This window comes from Paenibacillus sp. 2003 (assembly GCF_031455635.1).
In the GTDB taxonomy this organism is placed as follows: domain Bacteria; phylum Bacillota; class Bacilli; order Paenibacillales; family Paenibacillaceae; genus Paenibacillus; species Paenibacillus amylolyticus_B.
In genome coordinates this window covers 91751-105837 of sequence record NZ_JAVDTB010000004.1, presented here as the reverse complement: position 1 = coordinate 105837, position 14087 = coordinate 91751, and the positions used below count along the sequence as shown (strand labels likewise).

Annotated in this window: 10 protein-coding genes and 1 pseudogene; 1 reads left to right on the top strand and 10 read right to left on the bottom strand. The window is 45.6% G+C overall.

Annotation, left to right across the window (positions count from 1 at the left end; all coding sequences use genetic code 11):
• Positions 1 to 120 precede the first annotated feature (120 nt).
• The 5 genes and pseudogenes from J2X75_RS18355 to J2X75_RS30390 form a co-directional block, all read right to left on the bottom strand.
• Complete coding sequence (locus J2X75_RS18355; RefSeq protein ID WP_310338729.1) at positions 121 to 2988, bottom strand: S-layer homology domain-containing protein; 2868 nt, start codon at positions 2986 to 2988, stop codon at positions 121 to 123.
• Positions 2989 to 3326: 338 nt separating this feature from the next.
• Positions 3327 to 5180, bottom strand: coding sequence for a hypothetical protein (locus J2X75_RS18350; protein ID WP_310338726.1), 1854 nt, complete (start codon positions 5178 to 5180; stop codon positions 3327 to 3329).
• An 11-nt stretch (positions 5181 to 5191) separates the two neighbouring features.
• Positions 5192 to 7483 carry a glycosyltransferase family 2 protein gene (locus J2X75_RS18345; RefSeq protein WP_310338722.1) on the bottom strand — a complete coding sequence of 764 codons (2292 nt, stop codon included), beginning with the start codon at positions 7481 to 7483 and terminating at the stop codon, positions 5192 to 5194.
• On the bottom strand, positions 7483 to 8577 hold the full coding sequence (locus tag J2X75_RS18340; protein ID WP_310338719.1) for a bifunctional glycosyltransferase family 2/GtrA family protein: 1095 nt from the start codon (positions 8575 to 8577) through the stop codon (positions 7483 to 7485). The genes J2X75_RS18345 and J2X75_RS18340 overlap by 1 nt, the downstream gene beginning before the upstream one ends.
• Before the next feature lie 211 nt (positions 8578 to 8788).
• Positions 8789 to 8920, bottom strand: a pseudogene (locus J2X75_RS30390) (DinB family protein); the annotation flags it as partial.
• A gap of 125 nt (positions 8921 to 9045) precedes the next feature.
• Here J2X75_RS30390 and J2X75_RS18335 point away from each other — a divergent pair.
• A complete protein-coding gene (locus tag J2X75_RS18335; RefSeq protein ID WP_289390758.1) occupies positions 9046 to 9768 on the top strand; it encodes a YheC/YheD family protein in 723 nt (240 codons plus the stop codon).
• An 81-nt stretch (positions 9769 to 9849) separates the two neighbouring features.
• Here the strand turns inward: J2X75_RS18335 and J2X75_RS18330 are convergent, their stop codons facing one another.
• The 5 genes from J2X75_RS18330 to srtB all read right to left on the bottom strand — a co-directional run bounded on the left by J2X75_RS18330 (position 9850) and on the right by srtB (position 14068).
• Positions 9850 to 10191 (bottom strand): hypothetical protein, encoded by a 342-nt coding sequence (locus J2X75_RS18330; RefSeq protein ID WP_047841001.1) that lies wholly within the window; start codon positions 10189 to 10191, stop codon positions 9850 to 9852.
• Between the two features lie 265 nt (positions 10192 to 10456).
• On the bottom strand, positions 10457 to 11017 hold the full coding sequence (locus tag J2X75_RS18325) for a DUF4303 domain-containing protein (protein ID WP_310338713.1): 561 nt from the start codon (positions 11015 to 11017) through the stop codon (positions 10457 to 10459).
• 319 nt (positions 11018 to 11336) lie between these two features.
• On the bottom strand, positions 11337 to 11624 hold the full coding sequence (locus J2X75_RS18320) for a hypothetical protein (protein ID WP_310338711.1): 288 nt from the start codon (positions 11622 to 11624) through the stop codon (positions 11337 to 11339).
• Between the two features lie 664 nt (positions 11625 to 12288).
• Positions 12289 to 12834 carry a 50S ribosomal protein L25 gene (locus J2X75_RS18315; protein ID WP_091035311.1) on the bottom strand — a complete coding sequence of 182 codons (546 nt, stop codon included), beginning with the start codon at positions 12832 to 12834 and terminating at the stop codon, positions 12289 to 12291.
• Positions 12835 to 13291: 457 nt separating this feature from the next.
• Entirely contained in the window at positions 13292 to 14068 is a 777-nt protein-coding gene (srtB, locus tag J2X75_RS18310; protein WP_310338707.1) for a class B sortase, read from the bottom strand.
• Positions 14069 to 14087: the final 19 nt, after the last annotated feature.

The window sequence follows — 14087 nt, the reverse complement described above, 5'->3', positions numbered from 1 at the left end:
TTATGGATGAATTAGAAAAATAATATAAAAAAACCTATATAACAGGAGTTTCTCTCCACATTATATAGGTCTCTCTAATACAAGACAACAAATTGCAGTAAGTTCTATCTCCCCTTGAGATTAGTACAGTGACTTCCAGAGTCTGAGCATTACGACGGCCGCTTCCGCTCTGGTTGTCATTCCATCCGGTACGAATTGGTTGTCTCCCCGACCTTGCAGGAGCCCATTCTCGTGTGCAGCTTTCACATAAGATCGTGCCCAAGCTGGAATGCTTGCACGATCAGAGAAGTTTAGATCAGGCTCGATATCTGTCTCCCACTTCTGCGCTTTTGCAAGCATTACTGCCATTTCTGCCCGATCGATCTCCTGCTGCGGGCGAAATGTTCCATCCGGGTATCCGTTAAGAATTCCCTCGATTGCTCCCGTGTGAATGGCCAATTGCGCCCATTCGGGTGTACTGTCCTTATCACTGAAGGGATTGGCAACTGATTGTTGCACGCTTGGAATCTGGAGTGTTCGCAGCAACATGACGGCAAACTCTGCCCGTGTTACGGTTCTATCAGGAGCAAAGCTATTTGTATTCACACCTTCAACGATCTGCAATCTCGCTGCTTCACAAATATCCGTCTTTGCCCAGTGAGCCTGAATGTCTGTAAAAGCACATTCGGGACTCGCAGATGTGTTTTCGTTATCGTCAAGACGTGTAACCGTAATGGTGTAGACCTTACGGGTTCCATTTTCCGCTTGGACGGTAATCTTAATCGTCTGAGTTCCCACGACTAAAGGAATGCTTGTCGTATCAATTACAGGCTTACTCAGCAGCTTAACGACTGCCTTCGAATCAGCAGCAACCCAGTGAAGCACCAGTTGTTCACCAGATGTCTCCATGGTATACTCCGTAATCTCTGGAGCAAATTGAGGCGTTAGTTCCTCTGTGGAACCTCCAACACGAAGAGTTAATTGAGCCAGATTTGCGTTAGGAGATTGCTCTACGCTGGATGATCCCGATCCTCCTGCTCCTGCTCCTGCTGCTCCTCCTGATCCTCCACCGGAGCTTACGACATCTACTGTCCGAAGCACGGACGCGGCTGCATTTCCAGAGCTATCCTGCAATTTGTAAGTAAGTACATAGCTTCCCGCTCGATTCACATTTACCGTTCCGGTCACCTTGATCTGCGAGGTCAAATCACCATCAACCGCATCTTGCGCTTTTGCGCCAGGATCTGTGTAGGCACTGCCTATCTTAATTTGCATGGACGGACTTCCAATCAACGTAATGATCGGCGGCGTCACATCCACTGTGAACGTATGTATCGCTGAATCCGGGCCCACATTGCCCGCTACGTCGCTTGCCCTCGTCTTCACCATATGCGTGCCTTCTGGCAATGGCGATTCTACCGCCCACGCCCAGCTTCCGTTACTCCCTGCCGTTGCCGTTCCCGCAACAGTTCCGTCCAGTACAGCCGTGACCGTAGCTCCCGCTTCCGACGTGCCGCTAACCGTTGGCGTCGCATTATTCGTCATGTGTCCGTTGCTCGGAATCGTAATGATCGGTGCCGCTGGAGGTGTCTTATCCTCTACCTCAAACGTTAAGGATTGCAACTGCTCATGCGCTGGAACCGAATCGCTTGCTGTTATTTTTATCGTATAGGTTCCCGGTGTGTAGGTGCTCTCGTCGATCGTGACCGGAAAGTTAAAGGTCTGATTGCTACTTGTAGCGTTAATTGCATATACATCTTGAGTTACAGTACCATTCGAAGCATTCTTGATCGTATAGCTAACTTCCAGAGGCTCACCAATGCTACCATCCCGGACATAACCGGAGATCATGAACTGGTTATCCCCTAGTTCCGTGGAATACGTCGCTGATGAGAGCGGATCCACCCTCAACACGGGAGAGAAAGACTTCAAGTAGGGGTGGCTCATGTCTTCTTGAATTCCCCAAATCGCGGAATCCCACCCTATATAAGTGACCCATTCTTTCATTGCATCCAGACTCATTGCTCCGTCTGTTCCCGATTGGTTGCCTGTCGTATTGAGCCCGGGATTGTCGCTCAAGTTCCAATAAGAGTTGGCGATGGACATACCGCTGCCAATGATGATGTTGTTATCTCCGACCAAACCACCAGCTAAGCCGTTGTCACGCGTGACAGTCCCCGTTGCATAACTATTCTCAACAGTTCCAGAATTCCCTGCACCTATTAACCCGCCGATAGCCGCATTACCAACGCCCGTCACATGACCCGTTGCATAACTGTTACGAATATTGCTACTGCCACTATAATAACCAACTAACCCGCCAGCATTTCTGTCGCTTGACACGTCACCTGTTGCATAACTCTTTTCGATAATACTATTACCGTTATACCCCACTAATCCCCCTACATTAGGGCCGTCCGAATATATGCGAACGTGCGCATCGCTGTTCACTAGAGTAATATATGAACTTTGTCCGACTATCCCGCCAGTTGAATAACCATTATTACGTATCTCACCGGTTACTGAAACACGGTCTAACATATGGTGAGTACTCGAAGCAAAGGCTACACCAGCAATTCCGCCGACTTGGGCGGACGTATTAGATGATGTAATATTCACATTCACCAGTCGCACATTGTTAATCGTTGCAGGCTCGCGCATAGCACCGAACAGACCAATGTAATCAGCAGATGAGACGATTTTCATTCCACTAATCGTATAACCAGCTCCATCCAATTGACCTTCAAACGCATTAGCGAGTGAGGTGCCGATCGGATTCCAATTGTCATAGGAGGTTAAATCAATGTCAGATTGGAGCTTATAACTTGCCTTCAAGTCATCTCGAACATGATCCAAATCCTCTGCTGTACGTATGATATACGGATCGATTGGACTGCCATTTCCTCCTCCGCTGAAGACATGTGCCGCCTGAACAGGCAACGGCCCCAATCCCATCCAAGGCCCAATCGCAAGCAAAACAACGATAACAACCATCCATTTTCTTTTCATTATGTATTCCCCACTCCTTTTTCCGCTTTCACAATCCGTCTCTCACCTCAACGCTTTTGTAAGCATCATCGGTCATTCATATTAAAGTCCTACTATACATTGTATTGCCCATCCTATCTATTGACCGAAAGGAGTAGAGGAAGTGAAACGGAAATGGCCAAGGCCTTCACTAGCCAGCAGTTAAGAGAAATAAGCCAACTCCGTTGATGGAATCAGCTTGTTTATTTCTCAACCACCAGAGTAACTGGCTAATCTAAAAAGAGGCAGATGCTAGCTAACCGCACCTACCTCTTTCTTTCCCATCCACATCATGACTTGACTGGAACAGCATGTATAGCCTAAGTCAGTGTAAGAACAACCTCATCCCCGGAACGGGTGATTTTGTAGATACCTTCCTGCATGTCAATGCCATAATGCTTTTTCAGCAACCACTTGGCGTTGAGATCGGTCTCGACGACCACCAGATAATCGTAGCCGCTCAACAGGTTGTCCATATTGTCCTCATAGAACAACACAATTCCGTCCACGTGAGGAGCATACAAGAAATACTTCCCTACATATTGCATGTAATAGTTCGTGACCTGTTGGTCCCTGTCTGAGGCGTAGAAGAGATATCTATTATTATCCTCTTGCCCACCTGAGTACCACCGATCACCAGTAACCGCATGAATCTTGTAAGGGAGCGTTGTATCATAGCTTTGGGCGATAGACACGATACCATTGTATTCGGACAAAAGGATGGTGGCCGCAACCGCCATACAGCCGATAATGCCTTTTTGATAATGGCCTTTCGTCTCAACCGTCTTAAAAGATTGATAATCAGGCACTTCACCGATCCGATAGTGGAACGAACGCTCCAGGTCGATCGCAGCGCACAACACCAGTCCACCGGCGAACAGCACCACGATACTGGACGCATAACGCTCAAATCCAGCCAGGACAATTGCTTCATCCAATGGCATGGAGAAGAGATACAACGCCAGAATACCCGCATAGTACAGTAACAGAACAACGTCCAAAGCAATCAATGCTTTCCACAAGTTCCACTTCTTCTTGAGCACAACGATGGCAAATACAGATGCTGCAATCGCGAAAAGCTGGAAAATAACAATGCCGATCACTGGCCGTGTCGTCAGATCCGTACTGGCCTTGAGGAAAGTCCACAGAATATCACGCATCTGCTCTGGCGTTTTGCCGGCTTGAATCCCCGAGGTAGCCACATCGAACTTGTTATCAATCCCTTGGAACACCGTTGCCATTCGCCAGCTCCATCCGAAGTAGGGAATCAGCGCACCACAGATCGTACCCACTACAGCGAGCGCTGTTTTCCAACTGAGCTTTTGCTTATGTTTTAGCCATATATACACTAGGAAAATCAGACCGATCGCGGTGAAAATAATACCCGTGCTTTTGATGATGGTCAGTAATCCCGCAAGCGGAAGAACGACAATACATGCCTTTTTTATCTCATTACGATATTGGTAAATAACCGCCAGGATTGCGAGCGCGTAGATCGGAAGCAAGAAATCCACGAGCAGATTGGTGATCCGAATCGTAAGATTGAAAAAAGAAAGTGTAGATAATCCGAGGCCGAGAAAAGCGTACAGAAGAAAGCGTTTCTTCTCCGAAACAATGCCAAACATGGCATAAAAACAAGAAAAGATAAGCAAACCTTGTGCCAAAAGCATCACGGACTGGGAGTGCCCCATGAAGCGACAGACATAATAAATAAACGACGAAGTCCCCAGCGGATAGTTTTTAAAATCAATCAGGTTGGAGTCTGGCGTCGGAAAGGCATCTGTACTCAACATCTGCTTCAATACGATAGCCCAGTGTGAGAAATTATCGTAATGTGTTAATTGGTTCTGAAAGAGTACCAGCAAGAAAACAAAAGTCCCTGCCAGAAATGAAAATTGGAATATGGAAAAGGACATACGTAATGATGCCCCTCGGCGCAGCCTGAGAAACAGCATTCCCCCATACAAAAGTAAACCTACAATTAGAATGACAAGGCTGCCCGTAAAGAGCTGCCCTGCCAAACCACTCAGAAAAACAAAGCAGGCAATCGAGGAAAACACAAATACAGGGATGAACTCCCAACGTAGTGATAGTGCCTTCCGTACAAACTGCATATAACCAAGAAAGGAGAATATCAATAAAACTCCCATCACAAAATGAAGCACAATGAGCATCTCTATCTCTCCTAACCCTCTCTGGTGGAACGATCGGAATGTGGCTGAATCAGATCCGTCAGCAATTGGTCGATCAGGCCCTTCTCTACAATATCATCGATATTCTCCACCGAGAGGAGCACTTCGCGCTCACGGGCTGTCGTTTTTCCCGTATGTTGCAAAATGACTTCAATATTACTCTTCGTATAAAAAGTAACCACCGCTCCTGCCGCAATATCCCCATGGAAACCCGTCGCGGAAAAGAAACGATAATTGAAGCTGCGCAGCGTACAGCTAGCATCATTGGTGAAATGAACTGGAAGCTGAAGGGAAAGCCGCGGCATTTTTCGCTGATCAGATCTGGGTTGAACAATCCGTTTTTTCACATTACGTAACATATCGTCATAAGCCGTATCCCACAGATTCATCTGCTCTGGCAAGGAGTGTTTACGGTCGTAGATGATTTGCATGTATTGGCGGTTATCATTCTCATCAATCGGCTGAACCGTTGCGGAGTATCGCCAGCCCTCTCCATCCTGTTTCACATAAACGATGACTGCATCGAGATTGGCCTCATACCGGTCGGTTTTGACGACCAAAGAGATGATTTTCTGTTCAGCCAAGTAAATGGGATAAGGGACATAGAAGGCAATACCTTGCTCTGATACATCCACTGTCTTGGCCTGATATCGCAGATTGTTGGCTTGGTCGTGAATCGTGACATCTTCCTGCGCCCGAATCCGTTCTGTCTCCCGGTACGCACGGCGGCCGATCATGAAGAACAGGGCGTAACACAGCGCAATCATGTTATGAATCAGCCAGAAAATAATGATACTGCTGAAGAACAAGGCAATGCCGTACTTGCCATTGACATACCGAATCACGGCTGCAATGGAAAGCAACAGCAAGAAGATATGCGGAAGTGCATATAACAGAGCAGACATCCATTGTCGACCGCTTGCTCTGCTTTTGTTGGTAACCTTGAATTTTTTCTCACGAATACCCAGCGTCTCCAGGAGAACCGGCCAGATCAGATAAGGCATGAATATGGTATCGATAACCTGACTCCAGCGCTGATTCCGAATATTGCTGGACAGATATCGCATGGATACACTGTAGAAGAAATAAGATGGAAGCCAGAATATTAAGATTTGCCAGAAGGTTGTGTTCACAATCTGGAAGTCGAATAACGCAAATAAAATAGGTGCCAAAATGAAAATCAACCGATTAAAGAAGGACCACCAGTATAAGAAACTGCTTAAGTAGGTCACTCTCGTCCAGAAAGGAAGCTTCCCAGACAAGGGTGCACGCGTATTCTGCAGGCTCTGAATGATACCCCGTGCCCAACGAATCCGTTGCTTAATCATGCTCTTCACTGTTGTTGTTGTCTGCCCGGCAGCTTGAACCTCTTGAGTGGCATAGGTAATGTAACCTTCCTGCTGCAAGCGGATGCTTGTCTCAAAATCCTCGGTGATCGTATTGAGCGGAAAACCTCCGATGTCTTCCATACCTTGCCGGGAAATAATTGTATTACTTCCTGTATAGGCTACCGCATTGGAGGCATTACGCAGGATGTTCACTTCTCTGGAGAAGAAATCCTGTTCATTCGGAATGCCTTGCTCTGCATACAGATTAAACTGGAATAGATCCGGATTGTAGAAGCTCTGCGGGGTCTGTACCAGTCCAAGCTTGAACGTAGGGTCCATTTCATCCTCTCGGCGAGGACGCCATTCCCCGTTCTCCTTAATAAACGTAGAGAGCAGGAAATAGGGGACCGTTTTCATCAGGAAGGTGTGCTGTGGAATCATATCTGCATCAAACGTTGCAATGAGCGGAGAAGAGCTTTTGCTCAGTGCATTGTTCAGATTACCAGACTTGGCATCCTTGTTTCCGGGGAACCCCAGATATCCCACGCCAAACTGTTTGGCAAGCTCCTCCACCTCAGGTCTTGCTCCATCGTCACAGAGATAGATATGAACCTTCTGCTTGTCCGGATAATCCATGAATGTACAGGCATTAACGGTTTTATATAACAGATCAACGGGCTCATTATGCGTAGCAATAAATACATCCACATCCGGATAATACTCCGGCGGAACGATTGGAAAGTCAAGCTGTGTACGTTCTTTTTGCATCTTTTGAAAGAATAATTCAAAGGTTGTCAGTACGGTGACCGTTTCAGCAACAATCAACAGCATACCAAAAATGACGTTCAGAACGCCTTCACCCCATGGCAACGTAAAGAACGTACGCCATACCAGATAAATCGACATCAGGATCATCGTGATGATAAAAAAGATATTCTGCCTTTTTTCGTTTTGCACTACAGCTGCTTCCTCCTTGCTGCAAATACCCATCTTCGCTGCAATTGGAAACTGAGCAGGAACAGCAAGGCATCACAGACGAATTTCGCCAATTTCTCATCTACGAAGAGAACGGTATGGAATATATATACGCCGGTACTGGACAGCAAGATCACCACTCCGCATAACGTCAGATAGCGCCATAGACTTCCCTGGCTATTCTCCTTGCGAAATACAAAGTGTCTGTTCAGTACATAGTTGACCACAATGGAGATAATTCTCGCAATCACGGTTGCCAGCAGAATTCTTAAATAGTGCTGCTCACCCAACATGGGCCGCAACGCGTCGATCAAAAACCAGGCAATACCTAAATCAACAACAGAACTGGCTACGGAAGAAGAGATAAAGCGGAAGAAATTGGAGAACAATACACCCATGACTCGGGCACTATCCTGGACTGCTTTAAAATGTGTTCCTGCATTGCCATTTTCATAAATGACTTGAATTGGCATGGTATGAATCGGAATGCCCGATTGGATGCACGAGATGAGCATCTGCAGCTCATATTCAAATCGAGTGCCGCGAACATCCTGCATAAACGCAAGTAACCCTGGACCGAAGGCACGAAGCCCAGTCTGGGTATCTGACAGTTTTTTACCATACAGCATGGCAAAAATAAAGGAGGTCATCCGATTGCCTAACAGGGACTTTGGCGGTATGTTCCCCTCACTGAAGTTCCTTACCCCGAGCACCAACGAGTCCGGGTGAAGCCTGGCTTCTTGGGCTATGCGGTAGACATCCTCAGCCGCGTGCTGCCCGTCTGAATCAGCGGTTACGACGAAGGAAGATGCATCGAATTGCTGTGCAATATACTGAAATCCGGTCTTGAGTGCCGCACCCTTCCCCTGATTTTCCGCATGTGTTAGCAGAGCACAACCGTTCTCACGAAGTTCCTCGAAAATCGACTGGCAGGCCTCACCCGATCCGTCGTCCACAATAACAATATTAGTAAATCCATACTCTCGCAATTGCCGTACATAGGCTGGAAGTCTCTCATCCGGTTCAAGTGATGGAATGAGGATGATCGTTTCGCCGTTTTGTCTACCTATAATCATCCTGATAAGCCTCAATTCGACATATTTTCACAGATTCTTTTTTGAATATTGTGAGTATAACATCGAAAAGGTATACAGTAAACGAATAACTTGTATATATATTGGTAAAAAAGTTGCACTCTTTTATAAGCGAGTTTATAGGCGAAAAATACTAGTTGAATGCTAGTTGAGGGTTAATCTAGCACTACTCGAACAATTGCACATTTGGCTCTCATTTCAGCACATGTACCAGCATGGCATGCAGTTGCCCACGGTGGTGATAGAAGTGCGCCTGCGTATCCAGAAGCCACTCGAAGCGTGAATGCACGCCTTCCCAGAATGCAGTCGTTTCTCGTAATAGTTCATCTTATGTCGCCATCGACCGATTGGACAAGCTCCGACTTACAATCTGGACGAATGGTCACTTATGCGAATCACGGAATTGGATTAGAATTACCATAGACGATTGAAAAAAAGGCTGTGATTCCAATGTTATTCGAAAGAGACAAATGGTTGCAGTATGGCATTCTGCGCGATGAGCCCTCTCTCGCCGAACGGTTGCCAGAAACACAGTTGCTTGAGAAGGATACGCTAACGAAGATGCTTCTTCAGTATCCCAGCGTTGTACTGAAGCCTCGCAATGGCAGTTACGGAAGGGGGATCCTGTTCATTAAACGAAGCGGTGCAAATGCTTATCGTATTCAAAATGAAAATAACACAGTCACCATGAGAGACAACGAGCAGTTACTCGAATGGTTCGAACAAACAATCAAAAGTGATGAATATATTGTCCAAAAGCGTCTGCAGCTTGCTCAAATTAAACACAGGCCGTTCGACATTCGGATCATGGTTCAGCGCAAAAAAAGCTCCTCGTCCACTTGGAACGTGACAGGTTCCTATGCTAAAGTCGCAGCACAAGGATACCAAGTCACCAATGTGAATAACCGCCCCATTCCAGTTCTTAAAGCACTGAGACTAGCTCGAATTGGAGATCGACGCTTACTTGTCAGAGCGGAACAAGTTGCACGATTAGCTGCCAAACGATTGGGAGAGCATTACCCTATGCTTAGACAAGTCGGGTTCGATATAGCCATCGACAAGAAACGGCGAATTTGGATTATCGAAGGCAATTATCAACCAGCCTTACGGCCTTTCCGACTTTTAAAAGATTCCTCGATGCACCGCAGAATATTATGGTACAAAGAACATTAAAGCAAAAGAAGACGACCAGCCTACTCATGGCCAGTCGTCTCTTCCTGTTTAGTATCTGTTCTTGATATTAACCCTCTTCGGTTATTTCCGGCATTTTCTAATCGCACTTGTAACACGCGTCACTCGGAACTGATTTACCCCTACCTGTATAATGGCGAACTGGCTGTACGACGTACCTGAAGAGGTATACGGCTCGGCTTCAATATTTCCACTCGGTGTTCTAACCGTCGCGGTGATTCTAGTTACCAGGCACACACCACGGTCGGAAGATCTCCAAGTCTCGTCACGCTGAACACTATATCTATCATTGCTACAGAAGATAGATGCATACTCCACTACTCCACTCGCATTAAATGAAGTCGAGTTATAGATCTGAACGGGGTCATAACCACCTCTTGGTGCTCCAGGTCTTCTATTTCCCATTCTCAAAACCTCCTTTTTTATTGATAGTCTATTAAATGCAATTAAATAGTTTTGGTGAGGTATAAATGTGGACAAGGTAGAAAAAGTGTGTTTGTACAGTGGTAGAGAGGGGAACTGGTCATAAATCAAACATGAAAAAGAACCACCCTTTCATGTACAAAGGTGGTTCGCGAATTATAGAACTACTGTCAGTATCTTCTTATTGGGCCAATTGAGTCGAAACGGTACATCATAGACAGTCAAAACTCCCCAAATGCAGATACTTCTATTCTGCCGCCTCCGCCAACCATGCTTGCATAGCCGGGGATTCCGCCCGATTCAAACGTAAGGCGATTTCGGTATTGATCTTATCCGGCGGCATGACTTCAATAAGGATACATACGGACTCTCGCGGTTGATTTAAGGCAAATATGCCTTCATCATCGAGCATTTTCATCGCCAACTCCATAGCGTTCAGCCTCACATCCAACTCGCGATTCCAATCATCATACTCCAGTTCCGCAATGAAAGGACGCTCGTTATATCGTTGTTTGACACCGTCAAAGTGATCATCCCCAAAACAACAATAGGGCGAATCCGCATACGACCATTTGATGAAATCCGCAATCGTGGATACCGGCGTATCACTTTCTTCTGCTTGCCTAGCCGATTCCAACGCCAAAGCTTCCCACGACCAGGCAGAGATGCTTGGCGCATGTCCCTCGCCAGTAGTGTATAACGTACAATAATAGTAACGTTCACCATTTTCAAAAAGGGTGCAAAAAGACGTTCTGGCGGCAGCGGCGATCTCTAGGGCCAGTGTCTCTATTTCTTGCATTGGCTTCATGAGTGGAGTTCCCCTTTCCATTCGTTGATCATTTGCCCCTTCGATATGAATTGGCTATTTGGACTAGATACCAAACACCCGCACCCACAAGGATAGTAAACACCAGATTGATGCAGCCGAACACAATGAGTGACTTTGCTTGGCCTGGACCGATCCGGAAAGCGGTAGCTAGCTGGAAAACAGCCGGTAGCAAAAATGCCAGCCAGGAGATGGTTATAAGCTTTTCTGTTCTGAAACTCCACCATACTGCTGAACATGAGGCAACTAGCAGTACCCAGGTACAGATAAGCTTTAGGGCGAACATCATTTCGTCCCCCTCCTATTTGCCATGAATCACAAGTCCATATTTACTGATTATCCACGATTGGCTCAAGTCGTGCATTGCATCATGGCTTATACGCACAGAGGGCTTTTGCTCCTTCATCGCATCTGCATCATAGGCTGAGAAGCGAAGGAGTTTGGTCATTTTTTTGATAGAATCTCTTATTTCATCGAAAAACGCATAGGTCAGCGGCTTATGGTCCCGGATATCCTCATAAATATAGTACTTTCCTTCTTCATCTTCCAAATTAACTTGAAAACCTTTCGGAAATGAAACAAAATACACGGCAGTTCATCCTCTGCCCATTGTCCGTGATATGGAAAAGAAACCTCTTCATTTCTCACAAAAAATCCTGAACTCTCTTGATCCGATGCAATCGAAATAGAGTAAACAAAGAAGGGATGGATGTCATCTCTCTTTTCTCCTGCCACAAAATACTGATAGAACGTCTGATACCCCTCGTACACCTGTCTATAATCATGTTCTGTTCGGGTAGCATTGGTACGATGGAATTGCGCTTGCCGATGCTCCAAAAGCTGCAAAAGGCTTTTAAACTCTTCAGGAGTGATGAAGAATCTCAGTTTATAGAATCCGCTATTCTTTAATTTGTCCATTTCTTTTCGCTCACCGCCCTGTTTAGAAATGTTATGCCAATGACCTTAGCGGTTCAGGTTCAACTATATATGTATCTTATTTCCATTATAGTGATTACCTTTCCTGAGTCTACCTACTTTACACCTGAATTTTGCGAGTGAACTTTGAAAGGGTAGCGAAATATCAGGATCATTGCGCCTGTACGCGAGCAAAAGACATACGTGACGTGAATTCCAGACTACCCGCCTTGTGAGGATGGAAGCACGCAACACCTCGTAATCAGCACAAATTAGCCGTACGGATGATCACCCGTACGGCTAATTTTGACTTATTCAGCTTTGCGAATTCGGAATTGTTAAGGTTTAACTACAGAGAGAAGAGACTCATTCCCCTCAGAGATCACCGTTACATCTGGAGCAAACGTTGCATCACTTACATGTAACGTTTCTCCAAGTTCCATAGCACTAATGTCAAATTCAATCGACGTTGGCAAGTGTCTAGGCAATGCCTCAACTTCAATAGAAGATAATTGAACTTGCACGACTCCGCCCTGTTTTGTGCCGATCGGTGTGCCGTTGAACTTGACAGGAATTTTAGTGCGCATGATCTCATTGGTCTGCACCTGTTGAAAATCCACATGAATCAAGTCTCGTGTAACCGAATCCCGTTGAAGATCTTCCAATAATACGGTCAATGAGCCTTTCTCTTCAAACTGTAGTTCAATAAAACCAGATGCCCCTTGCTTTAACCATTTTTGAAATTCTATTGTTGGAATATGAATCATCTCATTCTCCGTATTTCTGCCAAACACAATACCTGGCAAACGTCCGGATTTACGTAGATCCTTAAGTCGAGAAGAATTTAATGGAATGCGGGTCTCCGCTTGAAAACGAGTAGTCATGCTATGTTCGCTCCTCTTTATTAAATGATATTTTCACATTTTTCATACTCATCCAACCATCCCCTGTTGGGGCTAAAGAGAGAAACATAGCATCACCACCTCCATATACGATCCAATTGAATTTAAAATACATTTAATGTAAGTCCCCATGATATACATGAAGGCACTCTACTCCGAAGAGTAGAATGCCTATGGGATGCTTCAACCCTATCATAGAAACATAGATTTGTCGATTTAACCCGCCATATCCCATTTTGAGGACTGTAACAGGCCTTCATGTCCTCATCTCAAATGTATACATCCTCGGTATTCGTTGGATTCGTCAGAATTTATCGATCTGTGTAATTCCTTAAGCCACATGTCCATGAGCACCTTATTTCGGGGACAAGAAAAATCGCGTCCTCTATGGAGAGAACGCGAAATAAAGCAGATTGATTTTGTGTTTCAGCATCGTCAATTAACGCTTTCGGGCCACCACCGCTAGCCTACCGTTTTCGGTCGAATACTCGCATGTGGACAGTACAATAAGCTTGTCACCATACTGTGCTGTTACACCTGTGTCATAAAGAGAGAGTTTTTTGATATTCTGAACATATGAATCGAACTCGGCGGGCGTATTTACATTCTCAATCTGGTAGTATTTAAACACGTCGTCCGATTTGCGATAAACTTTTGACAGAATAACGGCAACAATCTCATACTCTTCCTTTTCGTAAAGCGTGCTGAACTGGAACGTCGCATGTTCTTTATAAAAGCTTTCTCCCTTGTACTTCATTAAATCTTTAAACATCCAGCCGCTTTTCATGTGATGTCCATGAATCAGCAAAATGTCCGAACCATTAGCCCGGCTATGCGTGTCCAAAAAGGGGAGTCCCCCTATGTTTTCATTTTTATCAAAATCATGATTGAGATAGTACTCCGAATCCTGTGGGCTCTGCATGACCGGGTACTCAATTCGGGTACCGTCAATCTTCAGCCAGCCGACGATGTCTGAGTTCCTCTCGTAAAGATCTCGAAATTCGGGAAGCATAACCGGCTCATTGCCTTTATTGAACAAAAGGGAGGGGATTGCATCCCCTCCACCTTGTTCTGATCCTTCTTTCCAAACCTTTGTTAACTCTTCGATTTTCTGCTTCTCGGCATAGTCTCGCAAGAAAGTCCTCGCAAGACTGACAAGTGAAAATACCAACACAAGCAAGGAAACAGCGATAAGAATTTTTTTAGTTTTGCTCATTTTCTTACCGCCTTCCCTT

Excerpts from the sequence above, each read along its gene's own strand:
- J2X75_RS18355 (WP_310338729.1), bottom strand. The coding sequence starts at position 2,988 with ATGAAAAGAAAATGGATGGTTGTTATCGTTGTTTTGCTTGCGATTGGG.
- J2X75_RS18350 (WP_310338726.1), bottom strand. The coding sequence starts at position 5,180 with ATGCTCATTGTGCTTCATTTTGTGATGGGAGTTTTATTGATATTCTCC.
- J2X75_RS18340 (WP_310338719.1), bottom strand. The coding sequence starts at position 8,577 with ATGATTATAGGTAGACAAAACGGCGAAACGATCATCCTCATTCCATCA.
- J2X75_RS18335 (WP_289390758.1), top strand. The coding sequence starts at position 9,046 with ATGTTATTCGAAAGAGACAAATGGTTGCAGTATGGCATTCTGCGCGAT.
- J2X75_RS18330 (WP_047841001.1), bottom strand. The coding sequence starts at position 10,191 with ATGGGAAATAGAAGACCTGGAGCACCAAGAGGTGGTTATGACCCCGTT.
- J2X75_RS18325 (WP_310338713.1), bottom strand. The coding sequence starts at position 11,017 with ATGAAGCCAATGCAAGAAATAGAGACACTGGCCCTAGAGATCGCCGCT.
- J2X75_RS18315 (WP_091035311.1), bottom strand. The coding sequence starts at position 12,834 with ATGACTACTCGTTTTCAAGCGGAGACCCGCATTCCATTAAATTCTTCT.
- srtB (WP_310338707.1), bottom strand. The coding sequence starts at position 14,068 with ATGAGCAAAACTAAAAAAATTCTTATCGCTGTTTCCTTGCTTGTGTTG.